18 protein-coding genes are annotated in these 19,652 nt (G+C 34.8%); 2 read left to right on the plus strand and 16 right to left on the minus strand.

Annotation, left to right across the window (positions count from 1 at the left end; genetic code table 11):
• Positions 1 to 334: 334 nt before the first annotated feature.
• Positions 335 to 1,759 (minus strand): aspartate ammonia-lyase, encoded by a 1,425-nt coding sequence (gene aspA, locus EC501_RS05070; protein WP_406927424.1) that lies wholly within the window; start codon positions 1,757 to 1,759, stop codon positions 335 to 337.
• A gap of 218 nt (positions 1,760 to 1,977) precedes the next feature.
• The gene (locus tag EC501_RS05075) at positions 1,978 to 3,282 is read right to left on the minus strand and encodes an Nramp family divalent metal transporter (protein WP_122971213.1); all 1,305 of its coding nucleotides are present in this window, start codon (positions 3,280 to 3,282) and stop codon (positions 1,978 to 1,980) included.
• Positions 3,283 to 3,624: 342 nt separating this feature from the next.
• Here EC501_RS05075 and EC501_RS05080 point away from each other — a divergent pair, with 342 nt between their 5' ends.
• The gene (locus EC501_RS05080) at positions 3,625 to 4,248 is read left to right on the plus strand and encodes a LysE family translocator (RefSeq protein ID WP_122971214.1); all 624 of its coding nucleotides are present in this window, start codon (positions 3,625 to 3,627) and stop codon (positions 4,246 to 4,248) included.
• Positions 4,249 to 5,176: 928 nt separating this feature from the next.
• On the opposite strand, the gene EC501_RS05085 is transcribed toward EC501_RS05080, so the two are convergent.
• From EC501_RS05085 to EC501_RS05140, 12 genes are all read right to left on the minus strand, one after another.
• Positions 5,177 to 5,824: a GntR family transcriptional regulator gene (locus tag EC501_RS05085; RefSeq protein WP_122971215.1), complete on the minus strand. Its 648-nt coding sequence runs from the start codon at positions 5,822 to 5,824 to the stop codon at positions 5,177 to 5,179.
• Positions 5,825 to 6,073: 249 nt separating this feature from the next.
• Complete coding sequence (locus EC501_RS05090; protein WP_158599668.1) at positions 6,074 to 6,820, minus strand: tyrosine-protein phosphatase; 747 nt, start codon at positions 6,818 to 6,820, stop codon at positions 6,074 to 6,076.
• Between the two features lie 21 nt (positions 6,821 to 6,841).
• A complete protein-coding gene (locus EC501_RS05095) occupies positions 6,842 to 7,636 on the minus strand; it encodes a PhnE/PtxC family ABC transporter permease (protein WP_122971217.1) in 795 nt (264 codons plus the stop codon).
• A gap of 25 nt (positions 7,637 to 7,661) precedes the next feature.
• Positions 7,662 to 8,459, minus strand: coding sequence for a phosphonate ABC transporter, permease protein PhnE (gene phnE, locus EC501_RS05100; protein ID WP_122971218.1), 798 nt, complete (start codon positions 8,457 to 8,459; stop codon positions 7,662 to 7,664).
• Positions 8,452 to 9,288: a phosphonate ABC transporter ATP-binding protein gene (gene phnC / locus EC501_RS05105; protein WP_206613372.1), complete on the minus strand. Its 837-nt coding sequence runs from the start codon at positions 9,286 to 9,288 to the stop codon at positions 8,452 to 8,454. The genes phnE and phnC overlap by 8 nt, the downstream gene beginning before the upstream one ends.
• Positions 9,288 to 10,220: a phosphate/phosphite/phosphonate ABC transporter substrate-binding protein gene (locus tag EC501_RS05110; protein WP_122971220.1), complete on the minus strand. Its 933-nt coding sequence runs from the start codon at positions 10,218 to 10,220 to the stop codon at positions 9,288 to 9,290. The genes phnC and EC501_RS05110 overlap by 1 nt, the downstream gene beginning before the upstream one ends.
• A 493-nt stretch (positions 10,221 to 10,713) precedes the next feature.
• A complete protein-coding gene (locus EC501_RS05115; RefSeq protein WP_122971221.1) occupies positions 10,714 to 11,688 on the minus strand; it encodes an agmatinase family protein in 975 nt (324 codons plus the stop codon).
• 1 nt (position 11,689) lies between these two features.
• Positions 11,690 to 12,946 (minus strand): imidazolonepropionase, encoded by a 1,257-nt coding sequence (gene hutI / locus EC501_RS05120; protein ID WP_122971222.1) that lies wholly within the window; start codon positions 12,944 to 12,946, stop codon positions 11,690 to 11,692.
• Positions 12,946 to 14,619 (minus strand): urocanate hydratase, encoded by a 1,674-nt coding sequence (gene hutU, locus EC501_RS05125; protein ID WP_122971223.1) that lies wholly within the window; start codon positions 14,617 to 14,619, stop codon positions 12,946 to 12,948. The genes hutI and hutU overlap by 1 nt, the downstream gene beginning before the upstream one ends.
• 55 nt (positions 14,620 to 14,674) lie before the next feature.
• Entirely contained in the window at positions 14,675 to 16,186 is a 1,512-nt protein-coding gene (gene hutH / locus EC501_RS05130) for a histidine ammonia-lyase (protein WP_122971224.1), read from the minus strand.
• A 114-nt stretch (positions 16,187 to 16,300) separates the two neighbouring features.
• Positions 16,301 to 16,744 (minus strand): hut operon transcriptional regulator HutP, encoded by a 444-nt coding sequence (hutP, locus tag EC501_RS05135; RefSeq protein WP_122971225.1) that lies wholly within the window; start codon positions 16,742 to 16,744, stop codon positions 16,301 to 16,303.
• Between the two features lie 169 nt (positions 16,745 to 16,913).
• Complete coding sequence (locus EC501_RS05140) at positions 16,914 to 17,324, minus strand: hypothetical protein (RefSeq protein ID WP_122971226.1); 411 nt, start codon at positions 17,322 to 17,324, stop codon at positions 16,914 to 16,916.
• Between the two features lie 184 nt (positions 17,325 to 17,508).
• Between EC501_RS05140 and EC501_RS05145 the strand changes: the two genes are divergently transcribed.
• Complete coding sequence (locus tag EC501_RS05145) at positions 17,509 to 17,856, plus strand: hypothetical protein (RefSeq protein ID WP_122971227.1); 348 nt, start codon at positions 17,509 to 17,511, stop codon at positions 17,854 to 17,856.
• 154 nt (positions 17,857 to 18,010) lie between these two features.
• Here the strand turns inward: EC501_RS05145 and EC501_RS05150 are convergent, their stop codons facing one another.
• Together EC501_RS05150 and EC501_RS05155 are read right to left on the minus strand one after the other, a co-directional pair.
• Complete coding sequence (locus EC501_RS05150; RefSeq protein WP_122971228.1) at positions 18,011 to 18,619, minus strand: rhomboid family intramembrane serine protease; 609 nt, start codon at positions 18,617 to 18,619, stop codon at positions 18,011 to 18,013.
• A 167-nt stretch (positions 18,620 to 18,786) separates the two neighbouring features.
• On the minus strand, positions 18,787 to 19,416 hold the full coding sequence (locus tag EC501_RS05155; RefSeq protein WP_122971229.1) for a DUF3885 domain-containing protein: 630 nt from the start codon (positions 19,414 to 19,416) through the stop codon (positions 18,787 to 18,789).
• Between the last annotated feature and the right edge of the window lie 236 nt (positions 19,417 to 19,652).

Below are 19,652 nucleotides of genomic sequence, written 5' to 3' on the forward strand. Positions count from 1 at the left end.
TACTATTACATCGATTTATTTCCAAAACACCCTATACTTTACAACTAGTAATGATGTTTAAAAATTCAAATTTCAATGACTTTAAAAAGTATTTTGAAATAATAATACCTCTTCCATTCTATGTAATTATTAAGCCATATAAAAACTGTACCTCCAACTGTCTAACAATTGGGATTCAGTTCACAATATACAGGATTTTTAATATTTCATAAACTAGTGACGTATTTATACTAACTAGATTTCCGATTCGTGCAATTTAAAAAAAACCTTTATATTGAATATTTGGTATACTTTCTCCAAATCCAATATAAAGGCATTATTTCCTTTTAGAAATTTAATTATTTACTAAAGTTTTGCCACCTGCAATACCAGGATGGGTCATTTCATAAGGATCTAATATCATATCAAGTTGTTCAGCTGTTAATGCACCAGATTTTAAGCAAAGTTCACGTACAGAAGCACCTGTTGCAATCGCTTCTTTTGCAATTTGAGCAGCAAGTTCATATCCAATATGAGGATTTACTGCCGTAATAATGCCGACACTTTTTTCAACATATTCTTTTAAATGTTCTTCGTTCGCTTTAATACCATCTAAACATTTTTCAGTAAAGACAGTAAAGACGTTACTCATAATTGAAATCGATTGAATTAAATTGAAGAATAGCACTGGTTCCATTACATTTAATTCAAATTGGCCTGCTTCAGATGCCGCTGAGATTGTTAAATCGTTCCCCATAACTTGGAATGCCACTTGGTTAACTACTTCCGCCATTACAGGATTTACTTTACCTGGCATAATCGATGAACCTGGTTGACGAGCTGGTAATTCGATTTCAAATAAACCATCTCTTGGACCAGAAGCCATTAAACGTAAGTCATTTGCAATTTTAGACATATTAATCATGCACACTTTTAATGTAGCGGATACTTCTGTGTAACAATCCGTATTTTGTGTCGCATCGACTAAATGTTCAGCACCTTTTAATGGGAATCCACTTAGTTCACTAAGATTTCGAACGACTGCTTCAATATAAGTTGGATCCGCATTTAACCCTGTTCCAACGGCTGTTGCTCCCATATTCACTTCATATAAATGATGTCTTGAAAGAGACATTCGATCAATGTCACGGGCAATAACACGACTATATGCTTCAAATTCTTGTCCTAATAGAATTGGCACTGCATCTTGTAAATGAGTTCGTCCCATTTTAATGACACCTGCAAATTCCTTCGATTTAGCAACGAATGATTTTTGCATTTTTTTAGTAGCTTCTAATAATTGGTCCATTAAGCTTAATATGGCGATATGTGTTGCAGTTGGGAAAGCATCATTTGTCGATTGAGACATATTAATATGACTATTTGGACTGATTAATTTATAGTTTCCTTTTTCTTCTCCCATTAATTCTAACGCGCGGTTTGCAATTACTTCGTTTGCATTCATATTGATGGACGTACCTGCTCCACCTTGAATTGGATCTACAATAAATTGGCCATTCCATTTCCCTTCAATCACTTCATCACAAGCTTGAATAATGTATTGCCCAATTTCTTTACTTAACATACCCACTTCAATATTAGCTAGTGCAGCAGCTTTTTTTACGATACCTAAAGATTTAATAAGTTCCGGATGAATTCGATAACCCGTAATTGGAAAGTTTTCGACTGCTCTCATCGTTTGAACACCATAATAAGCATCCTTCGGTATTTCCTTTTCACCTAGAAAATCTTTTTCAATACGAAATTCTGTCGTCATCATAATATGATACTCCTTTTAAGACCTCATTAATTAATCTATTTTTTCGATAAAACCTATCTACATATTAGATATAATATAATAGTTTTCAAAAGAAAGAAACATATTATTTACCATTAGCAAAATTTTTTATAATAAAAAGTGCTAATGAATTGAAACTATTATTCTAAATTTTGTCCATTAAAAAATCAGCAACTGTATTGAACAGTTACTGATTCCTTTTAACCGAATAGGATGTTAATTAATTCATTCGCACCCAAATAGACAAACATTGCAACGCAGGCAACTAAAATGATATTTGGTAATGCTTTATTACGTAATGGTTCATCGATTTTTTTAGAATTTAATAAGATTAATAGAGAAATAGCTAAAAACGGCATAAATAACGAGCCTAGCGCACCGTATATAATAACAAGTTCTACTGGTTTACCAAAGAAGTAAAGAATCATTGGTGGGAATGTTAACCAGAATAAGAAGAAACGATAAGCTTTATCCGTCTCATGTACTTGCTTACGTGGTGCATCTTTCTTTTGACGAATTGTTTGAACAAAATCAGCAAATAAATATGGAACACCATGCCAAACTCCTAATAAGGAAGAAAAGGCTGCAGACCAAAAGGCACCTAGAAATACCCACTTCATCGGTTCTCCAAACTCTTGACCTAACAATCCAGCTAAATCAATAAGCCCTTGATCACCCCGTAAATTAACATCTGTCCCAAATAAAAATTCAGCACCAATGATTAAGCCAGCAATTGTAAAGATCCCAGTTAAAGTATAAGCAACTTTCGAATCAAGGCGCATTGTTGAAACCCATTTTGGCCCTGTCCATTTCTTTTCAGCTAACCAATAACCATAGGAAGCCATTGTAATTGTACCACCTACACCACCTATTAAGCCCATCATTAACATAAATGATCCATCCGGAACGCGCGGAACGAAGCCGCTTATAAAATCTCCGAAACTTGGTAGGAACAACAAAGCAGTACCGATAATTGTAAGGAACATGATACCGATTAATACCGTCATCACTTTTTCGACTACTTGGTACTTACCAAACCAAACGAGTAAAAATCCAGCAACAGCATGAAGTGCTGCCCAAGCCCATAATGGTATGCTTGGGAATATGGCGTGCATGGCCATACCAGAAGTCGAGGCAGCAGTTGCTCCGTAAACAAATCCCCAAATGATAGAATAAATTCCAAAATAACCAGTAGCCCATTTACCAAGTTGATGCCATCCTTGTACCATCGTGCGTTCGGATGCTAGATGCCATCTTCCTACTCCTTCATTTAAAAAGTATTTTAAAATGGAGCCAACTAATATTGCCCATATAAAAGTTGTACCAAATTGAGTGCCGATAACAATTGAAGTAACTAAATCAGCAGTACCCACCCCGGTTGCTGCTACAACAATTCCCGGTCCAACTTGTTTCATTTTTTGTCCTAAAGTTTCTGGGGGCGTTAATAAATTTGGTACTGCTTCTACTGTAGTCGCCGCCACCTTATCCTTTGTATGCGCTTCCATATAAACCCTCCCTTATGTACGTATTGCGTACATAAGTACGAAATACGATTAAAGTAATTTAAAGATAACAAGTATAAGCTTAGAAAACAATATTTTTCTGAAAATTTTTTCATTACTTTTTATTAAAAATTTAAAAATAATTCTAACGTTCTATCTGAAATTGATATTAAGTTATTTATACTTATTGATTATGATATGAATTCATACTGCTGTAGTATTCTTTTTATCGATGTTTTTCCTTTGTAGCTTCCCAACATTTCCTGATACCCAATAACTAAAAAATGGGGTATATTATTTCACACGACTATAATATAATTAACTTTAAAAAACGGAGGGATAAATATGGACATTGTAACAGTATTATCCTTTTTAGGTGCTGCAATTGTTCTTACATTAATGCCTGGCCCAGATAACCTGTTTACTTTGGCACAGAGTATTGCAAAAGGCAAAAATGCAGGAATTTTTACTACACTAGGACTTTGCACAGGATTGTTGGTCCATATTACAGCTGCAACCATTGGAATATCGGCTGTCATTTATCAATCTGCATTTGCTTTTACGGTAGTGAAATATGCAGGCGCAGCATATTTATTATATTTAGCATTTAAGTCATTTCGAGAAAAAAGTTCGAATTTTAATCTTCATAACGAAGATAATTTAAACTACAAATCCTTATATAAAAAAGGAATTATAATGAACGTATTAAACCCAAAAGTTTCATTGTTTTTCCTAGCCTTTTTCCCACAATTTATTCACTATGAAAATGGTAATGTTCCGATTCAAATGCTTATCTTAGGAATCATTTTTTTAATCCAATCTTTAGTAATCTTCTCTTTAATAAGCATCTTTGCAGGTAAAGTCGGAAATTTCCTTCGTAAAAACAATTCTATAGCTAAAAAAATTAACATTATTCAAGGATCTTTATTTACACTAATCGGTTTAAAAATTGCTTTTAGTCAAAAATAATAGTAATTAAGTAAAACATGAATATTTTCGGTTCTTTACATAAAAAAGAGGCTGGGACAAACCCCTCTTCTGAATAAAAAACCGGTGAAATTTTACGAGGAGTAAAATTTCACCGGCTTTGAATTTTTTACAATAAAATAAGGATCCTCTTCTGATAAAATTAAGTTACCACACAAAACCATATCGAAAAGAAGAATCCTTATGCTTATAGATTATAACATGAATCAACTCATTTTGCCTTTAGATTTTAGAAGTAAAATTACAAAATAATGATATTGCTTTCCATATCCATCCTCTAGTTGAAAGTATATATATTGTTGATCTAATTTTAACCCAGATTTTTATTATTCTCTTCGTTCAGATTGAAATGAATTTACAGTTAAACTTCCTCATAAACCTAATCATCCTCCGTAAAAGTTTTTACAAAGACAATAGTATCCGATATCAGATGATGGAAATAAAGAAAACCTTCAAATCTAAAAAAATCAAAACATAAATAATAAAATATAAAGATGAAGAAAATATTCTTAAAGCCACTAAGTTATTTTTAACAAAAGGAAAATTATTAGCTGAAATGTCTTCATGTATCACTTTAGGCGCTTTCTTACAAGGTACTATCAAATTGAATCCTAGTGATAAAGTAGTTCTTTTCATTTCGGGCGGTAATATTGGAATGGATCAATTTAGTAAATTTCGGGAGATAGCCATATAAAAGCGCAATTGCTGAAACTTGTAAATTATTAGTTTATGATAAATTCCAAATTCTTTTATTATTAAGTATTCCAAAAATAAAACCTCCAAATGTTAAACAAAAATCTAAACATCTGGAGGTTTTTTATGGGAAATATTATTTTAAACAAATTAGATACGAACTATCCTTTTGAAAATATTCTAGAAAGTCATACTTCAATTATTATTCAAGAAGGATTTAAAAAGCTGTGGTCATTATAATTCGTTCGCGGTTTTTTAAAAATGTGTCTCTACAAATTTGCTTAATGCTAGAATAATTCTGTGAACAAATAGCGTCATAAATTGACTTATTTAATTGATTTCCTGAATAATGCTTTTGATTAGGTGTCAATTTCCAATTAACCATAGCCATTCGAATCCATTTATCTTTCAACGAATCTATGAATTCTAGCATAATTTTATTGTTTGCAGATAAAATCATACATCGAGTAAAAAGAATAGAGCATTGAACATACTGATAATAGTCATCATTTTTTTCTGCTTCCAGTTGCATGTCTAAATACATTTTCAAATTTTCAAGATCGAAGCAAAGCCCCCTTGCCTCAACTTCATCTACAGTAAACTCTTGTAAAAAAAGGATTACTTGCGTGATGTCTAACAATTCTTTCATAGAGATTTCCTTCACAAAAATCCCACGATTTTTAATAGATGTGACAAATCCCTCAGACTCTAAACGTGAGATCGCACCTCTTATTGGGGTTCGGCTCATATTTAGTTCTTTTGCTAATGCATTTTCTGATAATAGTGTACCTGGCATATAATTTGCAGTAATTAAATTTTCACGAATTTTCGTATAAGCTATGTCAACAAGAGAGTGTTGGGTCATTTTTACAATTCCTTTCAACTGATACACACAATAATTCTTACAGTTTTCGGCAAGGATATGTTCCCTTCCATCAAATTCAAATCGGAAGTAACACAAATAACACAAATCTATTATATAATAATTGATTTATAAAAGTTAGATTGTTTAAACCATAATATGGTTATTTATAAATTATTAATTTGTTGTTTTTGATATCTATAAAGAAAAAAGAAGTGCTTAACACTTCTTTCACTAATCTTTTAAACTTTTCTATAATGCAACAGTTTCCTCTAAACCTATTAAACGTTTTTTCACTCGACTAATCACAGCCTGTTCCACACCTTTTTCCATTAAAAATTGATCAATACTTTGATAAGTATGTAGAATATACTCATAGGCTCTTAGAATGTAGTCTCGATTAGAATACATGAACTCCCTTGGAATCTTTCCAAATTGATTATCTTTTTGTTGAATGGACTCTAAATTAGAGTAAGTTACTTCATAATTTGAAACGATATCCTTCTTTTCTACTCCTGCTATGCCTAATAGCAACATGGCCAAGATACCTGTTCGATCTTTACCTGCCGCGCAATGAAAGACGATACAGCCCTCTTCTGCCTGATCAATCGTATTAAAAATTTCCTTCAATGAAGTGTTTTTTTGCTCTAATAAATCAACATAAAAATCTCCCATTGAAACCTTCTCTGTAGATATCGTAATATCCGATACCCTTTCAGTAATAAAGGGGATATTATAATAATGGCAAAAGTCTGCATTTGCAAGTGGATTTTTATGCAACTCAACTTCATCTTCCCCACGAAGATCAATGACGGTTTTAACCCCATATTCTTTTAAAAAAGTTATTTCCTCTTGAGTAAGCTTACTCATATCACTTGATCTAATAAAAGAATGCCATTTTGTTTGTTGCCCAAATTTTGTGCTATAGCCACCTAGCTCTCTACAGTTTTCTAGACTAGCGATGGGCAATCGAACCCAATTTAATTTTGCATTTTTCATCATATTAGTCTCCTTCAACAATCAACTGTTTCCAATTTTTATATTATTTTTTATTTTCGTCATTACTAGTTCTAGTACAACCATGAGTAAACAAATCATTATTACAATAGTAGTTGTTTGCGCATAGTTATATGTATTAATGGCTTGTGTCAATAAAAGTCCAATCCCACCTACCCCAATAATTCCTAAACCAATTGATTCAGAAACATTGGATTCAAAGCAGACAGTGATCCAAGAAATAAAAGCAGTAATACAAAGCGGAATCAATCCGTGATAAACAATTTTGAACCATGAAGCTCCTGTAGATTTCATAGCTTCAATAATTTCGCTACCCGTCTCTTCAATACTCCCTGTAAAAGTTTTCGTTATATAGCCGACCGCAGAAATCAAAATTGTAACAAAGCCTGATACATTACCAAAACCTAGACTCGCAATCACCATTAAACCCCATACTAATGAAGGAACAGAACGAACAATCGCAAAAAAGGATTTTATAAATACGGATACAAAGCGGTTCGGTGCAATATTCGATGCCGCTAAAAAACTTAAAAACATGGCTATAAAAACAGCTACAACCAATGTTAACAAAGCCAATGCTAAGCTAGTTACAATATTCAAAAGTGCATCAGGAACAATTGTAAAATCAACCGCCATCATTCTACTTAATACATCGGGAACATTGTGTAACCGTTCAAAAAACTTTTGAATATCTAAGTTGATAAGCATTAAAGCTGCAATAAACACAGCACCCAATATAAGAACAAGAAGAATCGACTTGCCAACACTTCCTTTTGAAGTGACTCGAATGTGCTCCATTGTGTTTTCAATCTCCTAACTTTATTTAAACGAATCGTTTACGAATTGAATTAGTTACGAACTCTGTTAATAAAATAATTATGACGAATACAGCAATAATGGTAATTGCTTCGCCGTATTTAAACAAATTAATATTTGTATCAATTAAAACCCCAATACCACCTGCTCCAACAATACCTAAAACTGCAGACGCTCGGACATTAATTTCAAAAGCAAATAACGTCCAATTAATCCAAGAAGGAACAAACTGTGGAATCACACCATGAAACAAGATTTGAAAATAAGATGAACCATTAGCACGTAATGCCTCAAGCTTATCTCCAGAAATTTCATCGATTGATTCAGCATAACTTTTACTTAAAAACCCAATTGTTACTAGAATCAACGCCAAAACCCCAACAATCCCACCTATACCAAAAATATAAACTAATAAAGCTCCCCAAATAATGAAAGGGATATTTCGTAAAATCGAAACAAAACCACGGGTAATTACTCGTAATGATTTAATTTTATTGGTATTCTCCGAGATTAATATTCCAAAAATAAACGCAATAATCGTAGAAATGTATGTTGATATTACCGCATAACCAAGCGTTTCGACCATCGCTGGAATATATTGTTGTAGATTCTCCACACTTGGAGGAAAGAAGTTTTCAAAGAAAAACATTACAAAGCTTGGTAATCCCACAAGCATCTCTATAAATGAAATCTTTAAATATACAAGGGATAATATCAATAGAGTAAAAAAAACTACTACAAATACAAAGATTTTTTTAGAATCTCTTTGATTGAGAGGGATGTTATGAATTAATTGCTTATTCATTGTTCTGCCCCACCGCCAATTGTTTTGGTTGTCTTTTTTCAACAAAATGGGTTTCGCTTTCTCCCTTTAGCTTCATTTGTGATTCTTTTCCTTCATAGATATCTTTAATGATTGAATCCGTTAATTGGGATGGTGCTCCATCAAATACAACTAATCCTTTTTTTATCTCAATAATTCGTGTGGCATATTTTTTGGCATAGTCTACTTGATGAAGATTCACAATACATGTCAATTTCTTTTCTTGAGAAATTGTATGAAGCTGCTGCATCACTATATTAGCTGAGAGCGGGTCCAATGATGCAATCGGTTCATCAGCAAGTAATAACTTAGGTCTCTGTAAAATCGCTCGACAAATTCCAACCCGCTGCATTTGACCACCGGAAAGCTCATCCGCCCGTTTATAAATTTGGTCTTCTAATCCCACTTTTTTTAAAAGCTCAACTGCTTCTTTCTTATCTTCATGGTGATAAAGCCCTAACAAACTCTTATATAAAGGAATATTACTTAATTGGCCATGAAGAACATTTTTTATTACATTTGTTCTGCCAACTAAATTATAATGTTGAAAAATCATCCCTATTTTAGAACGTTCTTTTCTTAATTTTCGCCCACTCAATTTCTCCATATGCTGCCCATCGAAAATAATTTCCCCTTTGGTAGGATCTACAAGTCGATTGATACTGCGGATAAACGTGGATTTTCCTGCCCCTGACGGACCGATAATAACAATAAATTCACCCGGGAAAAAATCTAAAGTAATTCCATTCAAGGCACGAGTTTCTTTACCATAGACCTTAACTAAATTTTTTATCGATAGTAATGGTTTCATTATTTCTCATCCTCTAACGCATTAATGGCATCAAGCATTTCAATTGTAGGATCATAATAAGTTTGTTCAGTCTCTACAAAGCGAGCATTTGGATCATTATGAACTGCTTCAAAATATTGTTCATCTTCAAAAGAAACAAACGCCTCTCTTATAGCCTCTTTAAAATCTTCAGGTAAATCCTCGCGTATAATATAAGAAGCATCTGGAATATTCTGTGTTCGCCCAATAATTTTAAAGTCATCTTCCTTAATTGTACCTGCCTGAATCATACTATCCATTTGACCAATCGCTACTGCCGCTGCGTCAAAGTCCCCCATCAGTACACCCATTACGCTATTCGCGTGGAATTCTGAAAAAGTAACATTCTCAAAAAAGTAGCCAGATTGTTCTAATAGATCTGGATCTAAATCAAACTCTTGAACTAGCGTTCCTTTTGGATACAAGTAACCTGACGAAGAAGCCGCATTTACGAATGCAAAGTTCTTTCCTTTTAAATCCTCCATATTGTTAATTTCTTCATTATCCTTCTTTGTAATAAACGCTGTATAATATTCATAACCCTCTACCTGAGGAGTTACTAACAACTCCGCTCCAGCTTTTTGGTTGGCTTGGTAATAACTCATCGGACTAGCTAGCATAATATCTAAATTTCCACTTGCTAGTGCTTCAATTCCAACAGCGTAACTACCACCTTCAAACTCTTTCACTTCAATTCCTAATTCTTCGGAAAGATGATCTCTCAATGCTGTATACATGGAAGCTGCATTTGGATTGTTTTCATTTGGCATTTGAACTAATGTCAGTTCTTCAGGCCAACCCTTGTTTGCTTTATCATCCAATGCAGATGATGATGATGAACTTCCTCCATTCCCACACGCTGCCAAAGTGGTTACAAGTCCTACTGTTAAAAAGAATTTTGATAAGCTTTTCATCTTTTCGTTTATCTCCTTTTTAGAAATGTTTTAACAATTATTAATGGAATCCTTAGAATTTGTTAGAACTTTAAAAATTTTTAAACTCCACTCATTAAACCTTTAACACCCTACTAAATTCCTTTTAGTCTACTTAAAAGTATGATTAATAATTATTTTCACCCCTTCTTGTATTTAAGTTGTATACAACTAATAATTTACGAATATATTTTTAAGTGTGTTTGTTCTTCGTGTAAAGAACAGATAAATAATTGTAAAGAAGAACTATCGTAGATTCTCCATAATGAAAGAAAAACTCTAAAAGGAAACTCGTTCTATACATTTTTTCATAATCTTTACTAGATACTTTAAGTTATATACAATATAATTTTTGGAGTTATTTTATAATCTGGTTCTTAAACGGAAAAAGACGCATTTCTAAAAGAAATGCGCCAATTGTGGCTAAATAAACCTTAGTAGAAACTATATACACAATCATAAAAATAGTACTAAGTTATTTTAACTGTAATACACGCCCTGTAACAAATTGTAACCATGCATAAACACCGGTCTTAACTGTTTCAGCAACTACTGAATCTTTGCTAGGATCTAAACAAACAAAATCAACATGTTGAACAGAAGGATGTTTTCCGATTTCAAGTAAACTATCAAACAGTTCAACAGATGTCATACCTCCTGGAGTGGAGGCTGGTACACCTGGAGCAACTGATATATCTAGTACGTCCATATCAACTGTTACGTAAATTCGATCTACTTTCGCTGATAATTGCTCGAGGGCTTCTTGAAGTATATTGATTAGCCCTCGTTTGCGAGCTTGGTTTAATGTCACCATTTGAATATTGTGTAAGTTTGCATAATCAATCAATGGCTTTGCATTGAAATAGCCATGTAAACCAATGTTAATGATATTTTCTCCTTTAACAACATTTCCATCTATTAATTGCCTAATTGGCGTTCCGTTTGCTGGTCCCAATTCTTTCGGATCCCTTACATCTAAATGGGTATCAAGCTGTAAAATTCCAATTGTTTCATTTAAAAAAGCTTCCTTAAGCCCACGAACCGCACATGCCGTTGTTGAATGATCACCACCAATCATACATGTTGTTGTACTTGAATAATGTTTTGCTAAGTAAGTAGTGGCATCCTGAATCCGTTGATGAGACAAAGGTATATCAGTCATATGCATTGCTACATCTCCAGCATCTGCAATCAGGTAATCAGTTAAATCCACATTTTCGTCCAAATTGTATGTGGCAAATCCTTTCCATGCCCGGCGAAACTCTGACGGGTATAATGAAGCCCCAGATACACTAATGGAAGATCTCGAAATAGGTGCACCGTAGAGAATCATATCGGGTGTTTGTTTTATGTTTTTAAGCTGCTGAACCCAGTGATGTACAAACGTTGGTTGATTTTCCACTGGGTGATTCCATGACCATTCAGGTTCTTGAAGCCAATGCTTGCTCATCTTAAACCACCTTCACACCTTTTTTCCATACAGACTTCACATGGTTTACACCAAATAAATATTGAAGTTCCTGATAACTTTTCGTTTTCCATAACACGATATCTGCTTGCTTTCCAACCTCAAGGGATCCAACTTGTTCTTGCCTGTTGATTGCACAAGCTGCATTATAAGTTGCTGCTGTTAACGCTTCGGCAGGTGTAAGACGCATAGAAATACAAGCCAAATTCATAACAAGTGGCATTGAGGTTGTTGGTGACGACCCTGGATTGCAGTCAGTAGAAATCGCCACTGCCACTCCTTCGTCAATCATTTTTCTTCCTAAAGCTGCCTCTTCACGTAAATACAAAGCTGTCGCTGGAAGTAGACAAGCGATAGTTCCAGACTTCGCCATCGCTTTTATCCCTTCTTCTGATGCTTTTAACAAATGCTCTGCTGAAATAGCCCCTATTTTTGCAGCTAATTCTGCTCCTCCATAAGGCTCGATTTCATCTGCATGGATTTTCGGAATTAAACCATACCGTTTTCCTGCTTCTAAAATCCGCTCTGATTGTTCTGGTGTATAAACACCTTTTTCACAAAACACATCATTAAATTCGGCCAGCTTTTGCTCCGCAACGACAGGCAACATGTCATGGATCAAATAATCGACAATTTCATCTTCCCTCCCTTTATATTCAGGCGGTACCGCATGAGCACCCATAAAAGTAGGAACGATATCAATAACATGCTGCTCCTGAAGCCTTTTCATTACTCGCAATTGTTTAAGCTCTGTTTCTAAATTCATCCCGTAACCGCTTTTCCCTTCAACTGTTGTTACACCATGGGCTAAAAAGGAGTCGAGACGACATGTTGTTTGTTCAATTAGTTCCTCTTCTGACGCTTCTCTTGTCATACGGGTTGTTGCGTGGATTCCTCCACCAGCGTTCATAATATCCATATACGTTGCACCTTGAAGACGCATTTCAAATTCATGTTCACGACTTCCCCCATAAACAACATGGGTATGGGGGTCCACTAATCCAGGAGTGACTAAATGGTTCGTGGCATCAACAATTTCTGCTTCATGAATTCTTTCCGAATAATGTTTTTCAAGTTCTTTCGTTGACCCCACAGCTTGAATGATTCCATCCTCAATCCACAAGCTACCGTCTTCGATTAAACCTAAGTCAGACATCGCTTCTTTCGTGCGCGGTCCCTTTTCATCAGAAGCAAGTGTCACTAATTGTGCTGCATGCTTAATCCAAATAGGTCGTGTCATTACTGATCGTCCCCTTTATCAAGCATCGGCATCTTAATACCATTCTCACGGGCTGTTTTCTTTGCAAGTTCATATCCAGCATCCGCATGACGTACGACACCCATACCCGGGTCTGTTGTTAATACTCGTTCAATGCGTGCCTCTGCTTCTTTCGTTCCATCTGCTACAATTACAACTCCCGCATGTAAAGAGTATCCCATTCCTACACCACCACCGTGATGGACGGAAACCCAAGTAGCTCCGCCAACTGCGTTTAACATTGCATTTAAAATTGGCCAATCTGCTACAACATCCGAACCGTCTTTCATCGCTTCTGTTTCACGATTTGGTGACGCAACAGAGCCAGAATCTAAATGGTCACGACCGATCACAACAGGTGCTTTTAGCTCACCGCTGGCAACCATGTCGTTAATAATTTTTCCAAAACGGGCACGTTCGCCATATCCTAACCAACAAATTCGTGAAGGCAGGCCTTGGAACTGTATTTTTTCTTGTGCCATACGAATCCAGTTACATAAATGCTTGTTATCACTAAACTCACGTAAAATAGCTTCATCTGTTTTATAAATATCTTCCGGATCTCCTGACAATGCTACCCAGCGGAACGGTCCTTTTCCTTCACAAAATTGTGGTCGAATATAGGCTGGAACAAATCCAGGGAAATCAAATGCATTCTCTACCCCTTCATCTTTCGCAACTTGACGAATATTGTTTCCGTAGTCAAAGGTAATTGCTCCCTTTTCCATCATTTCAAGCATCGCTTTTACATGGGTTGCCATCGATGTTTTCGATAGTTTTATATATTGTTCTGGGTTCGAGCTTCGTAAAGCAGCCGCTTCATCAAGGGTCATTCCTGATGGAACATAACCATTTAGCGGATCATGGGCGGAAGTTTGATCTGTTAATGCATCAGGGATAAAGTTTCTCGCAATCATCTCAGGTAAAATTTCTGAAGCGTTACCTAATAAACCGATTGATAATGGTTTCCCCTCTTTTTTTGCTTGTTCAGCCAACTGAATCGCTTCTTCTAAGTTATACGCTTTAACATCTGTGTAGCGAGTTTCAATTCGTCTGTCAATTCTTGTTTCATCTACTTCAATCGCTATACATACACCACCATTCATTGTTACAGCTAGCGGCTGTGCACCCCCCATTCCGCCTAAACCTGCAGTAACTGTAATAGTACCTTTAAGTGTATTATTGAAATGTTGCTTCGCTAGCTCCGCAAATGTTTCATACGTTCCTTGGACGATTCCTTGCGATCCGATATAAATCCAGCTACCTGCCGTCATTTGTCCATACATCATCAATCCTTTTTGATCTAGCTCATGGAACGTTTCCCAATTTGCATAAGCAGGTACAATATTAGAATTTGCCAGGAGAACACGCGGTGCATCCGTATGGGTTTTAAAGATTGCCACTGGTTTGCCAGATTGTATAAGCAACGTTTCATTATTCTCAAGAACTTTGATTGATTTCACAATCGCATCAAAAGACTCCCAATTTCGCGCGGCTTTTCCGATTCCTCCATATACAACTAAATCTTCCGGTCTTTCTGCCACATCTGGATCTAAATTATTCATTAACATACGAAGTACTGCTTCTTGTTGCCAACCTTTCGTATTTAATTTTTCACCTCTAAAACGTGTAATTCTGTTTGTTGTCTCGCTCATAGTATTTCCCTCCTATTAATTGTGATCTTAATAACCCATCCTGAACTTAATCTATCTAAATCAATGCTTTACTTCTCTTAAATTGAAAGGAACCATTTTTTAACCAGTCATTCATTCCTTCAATATCTTTCGAAAATACTCGGTCTGCATTAATATACGGAACAATTTTTCTAGCATTCTCTAACACTTCTCGGGTAGCAGAAGCCATCTGATCTTTCCCACGAATTTCTGCAGCCTGTAAACCGCAAATAGCTTCAATTGCTAACACGCGACGAGTATTTGTAATGACTTGATAGGCATGGCGTGCTCCAATTGTCCCCATACTTACATGATCCTCTTGATTTGCTGATGAAGGAATTGAATCAACACTTGCTGGGTGTGCCAATGTTTTATTTTCAGAGACAAGGGAGGCTGCGACATACTGCATAATCATTGCACCTGATTGTAATCCTGGTTCAGGACTTAAAAACGGCGGTAAATCATTTAATTGAGGATTTACCAGTCGTTCGATTCGGCGTTCTGAAATATTCGCAAGTTCCGCGATGGCAATTGCTAAAAAATCCATCGCAAATGCAATTGGCTGGCCGTGGAAATTACCTCCTGATAACACTTTTTCTCCGTTATCAAAAATTAATGGATTATCCGTTGCAGCATTCATTTCTATTTCTAATTTTTCTTTCACATAGTTTAATGTTTGCCATGTAGCCCCATGTACTTGAGGAATACAACGGATTGAATATGCATCCTGAACACGAAGTTCTCCCTGCTTTGTTATTAAAGAGCTATTTGATAAATAACCACGAATGCGCTCTGCCACCTCTACTTGCTCTCTATAGCCACGTGCTAAATGAATATCTTCATCAAAGGCATCAATAATTCCCCGTAAGCCTTCGATTGTAATGGATGCAATAAGTTCCGATTGATAAGCTAGTTTTTCTGCTTCCAAGTATGCAACAACTCCCATTGCAGTCATTGCTTGAGTACCATTAATAAGTGCTAAACCTTCTTTAGCCGTTAAAGTGATCGGCAAAATAGTTTCTTTCTTTAATGCCTCGATTGCAGATATTCTCTCGCCTTTATAAAAGACTTCTCCTTCACCGATTAACACTAAGGCCAAATGTGAAAGCGGCGCTAAATCACCACTAGCACCTAATGATCCTTGCTGAGGTATTACTGGATGAATTCCAGCGTTTAATAACTCTAGCAATCTTTCAATGACAACAGGTCGTACACCTGAAAAACCTTTTAATAATGCATTTGCTCGAAGGAGAATCATCGCACGCGATACAACCTCTGGAAACGGTTCTCCTACCCCGCAAGCGTGGGAACGAATTAAATTGAGCTGTAGCGCTTCAACATCCTTTTTATCTATCAGTACATCACTGAATTTCCCAAAACCTGTTGTAATACCGTAAACAATCCGCTCTTCAGAAACGATTTTTTCAACCGCTTTACGACTTTCCTGAACCTTTCTCATGCTCTCTTCCGAATAAACCACTTTTTCTCCTTCAAATAAAACCTTTCGTACATCAGAAAAAGTAAGTGTTTGACCATTTAATGTAACCATTTATTTTTCTCCCTTCGATCACTGTTGTAACAATAGAAAAGGGGACTATATCAAAGAAATCGCTAAAAATGATTTCTTGATATAGCCCCCTATTAACTAAATACTATGGGCAAATTATATGTGATTAATGCCTAAACCAATTGTTTCATGTTCGGAGCCTTTAACCGGCGCTCCAATTGTTCCGTATAAAGAAACGGCAACCCATTCTCCCTCTTGCTCATTTTCATATGGGTTTCCACGTAAAACAGCAAATGATAAACCAACTGTTCTAAGGACAGATCCTATCTGTACTTGACCTCTCGTTATCCCATTTAACGCTTCAATTATCGCATGATATAATGCGTGTGATTCCCGATAAAGGTCCGGATTAATCACTCCATTTTTCTTTGCCGCTGTTTCAATTGCAGCAACGACTTTATGCGTATCCATTGCTCCAACTTTTCCCGTACAACTCTTCCAATTCAACTGCTCGAGCATTGCCACATGTTCACTTGAATCTTCAGAGAGCAAAAGTAAGATGGCGTGTTTCCCAATACGGCGATCTTTACTTAGTGCCATATGAACAACTCTTTTCATTTTTCTAAATAACGTCTAATAACTAATTTTCTAATGTCTAATAACTATTTTCATAGTAAGCGCTTCAAAAAAAAATGTCAAATAAATTTTTGAAGATTTAGAAAAAATATTAATCTAATTATTAATAACAACAATACAAATGAATTGGTACTTAAAAATTCGAGTATTCTTGCTTCAAATCGTTATATACTTGCATAGCTAATTCATATATCTCATTATTTGGATCAATTTGATAATTTCCAACACTATCATTTAGGTGAAAAATCCCCTTATCATCAATCACTAAAGTTCCTGATATCTGATCATTAAGAACAAATGTGATAGTTATTGCTTTTCTAAAATTAATTTGTTCGTTGGTTTGTCCAATATATTCTATGCTATTGTATGCATCAACTAATGACTGAACAGTTTCATTCTCTACTTTTTTATCTCCACTGTATAAACTCTGCCCCAAACTAATATCGAAAGAATCCACTTTAATTTTATCTACGGAATTATGATTACATCCAGTTAATACTAAAAATACTATGAGAATGATAGAAATAGAGAGACAATTTCTCACATTTCTCCCCCACTCTTCAATTGGAATGGCTACTCAATCGGCTTAAACTTTAACATATATTTCCAAATAATTGTCATCATTATTTGATGTTAAATATTTACAAAAAATTTACTTTTCTATTTCTTAATAATGGTAGAATAAAAAATATTCAAACAAAAATCACTATTTAAAAAGGAGTGTACCAGTGGAATATTATTTAGACTTTGTTTTAGCAATAGTATTGACTTCTTTATCTTACTTAATCGGTAGCTTATTACTTAAGAATAGATTATCAGTTTTTCATGCTTTTATTATTGGTACCTCGGTAGTATCATTAGGTGCAATTACTGAAGCCTTAAAGGCACCTATGTGGCTTATTATCTTAGTACCTTTCCCAGTTGGAATGATATTGCTTTTTGTATTCTTAAGAGAATCTGTGAAAACATGGTTAAAGACATATTTGTTAACGTTAGCTATTTATTCAATATTACATGTTATTATGAGCTTCTTTTTTAATTTCCACTCTTTAATACCCGCATGGAAACTATCTTAATTAAAATAATTTAAGTGAATTCGAATTAAACAACACCCGAATAGGTACTTTTTTTAAGTATCTACTATTCGGGTATCACTTTGTAAGAGAAAGCGCCCGTTTGTTTTAATACATTTTCTAATGTCTCGTTCTCATTACAACTGTGAGACTACAGTTATGTAGAAAATAATACTTGCTGTTCCTTTTTAAACACTAAAGCAGCGAAAATGATCCCCCCAATGAATCCGCCAAGATGACCTGAAAAACTTACGGATGGTATTAATAAGGTCATCATAAAACCAATGGCTACGAACATAAAGATAAACTGCCTATCCCTCTTATAAAATTGATTTCTAAACTTTAGAGATAAATAAATGTACATACCCAATAAGCCATAACCGAATCCAGAAGAGCCTGCAACATAATCAATATTAGAGAAAAAATGTATGAAGATGGTGGTAAATATACTCGTAAATAGATAACATAGTACGAATTTCACTTTGCCTAAAGTTCGTTCAAGCGGCCATGAAAACAGTATAATAGAAACAATATTAAGAAAAAAATGCGGATAACTCATATGACCAACTGAACATGTAAGAAGCCGCCAAAATTGTCCGTTATGGATTAAATCTCTATCGTATGCTCCTAAAAGCACTACATTTTTTTCTGTATAGCCCCCCATCATTGTAATTAGAATAGTTAAAAGAGAACAAACTCCAACTATTAGTACTGTTATGGGATACTTTTTAATAAATGTCCCAAAATCCTCTTTAATGATAAACAAATTATCTCAACACCTTCTTTATACTATATTTTTACATGCTATTTGGATCAAGATATAATATACCGCTTATAAAAGAACCGAATTTCCACAATTTTAACATAAATTTCCAATATGTTCCAAAAAATCATCCTATTCGGAGAGGATGATTTTTTGGAGCTTATTAAAAGTTATGGTTTAGCATGCAAATCCCAACCGCTAAAAGTTTCTAGTAGTTTTTCGTGTATATTTTTATCAGCGTTAATCATTTCACATCCTCTATCATCATAAAGGTGGAAAATACACTTCGTTTGAACATTTATTAAAAAAACATCAGGCGCGAAAACGCAATGAGTTCTTCTTAATCGAGGTTGTAGAGATTGGAAATCCTCATGAATTATTGTTTTCAAAAGGTATTCTAGCTTTAAATCGGATACTTTACAGTACAATGTCATTTGCTGAACAAATAAATGATCTTCATCATATTGCGATTGGAATTCATGTAACCGTAAAGAATACTTTAATTTTTGTTCCTTTACAAAACGTTTGAAAAAATTAGGATAAACTACTTTGTTTGTTTCTTTTGGATATGCATTTACTACCAATAAGACGTCATCTGTTTTGCTGAAAAGTATAGGAACAATCTCAGATACTTGTTTATACACCGCATGAAACATGTCGATGTTAATACGATTATTATCATCAAACTGATAAATATCATTTCCTAACTCAAGATGTATTCCCATATTCCATTGACGGTAAAAATCTGGTGTTAAAGAAAGACTGCTATAATGTTTATCCATAATTTGTTTTAGTTCCATTTATATCCACCTATTTACTTCTATCTTATTTATCTATAACATTTTCTAAAAAATCCTTCGATTTGAAATTGTGGAGATCATTCTAATTATCGAACAGACCTCTTCCTCTCAGATTTGTATTTGATAAGCTAAAACTGAGCCACCATCGCAGTTGAAAAGTGAGCCACTTTTATATGAAAATAATCCTAACTTCATAGAGTTAGGAGCGTATAGAGGTGATTTCTTTGGAGAAGAAA

This window comes from Lysinibacillus halotolerans (assembly GCF_003711845.1).
In the GTDB taxonomy this organism is placed as follows: Bacteria; Bacillota; Bacilli; order Bacillales_A; family Planococcaceae; genus Ureibacillus; species Ureibacillus halotolerans.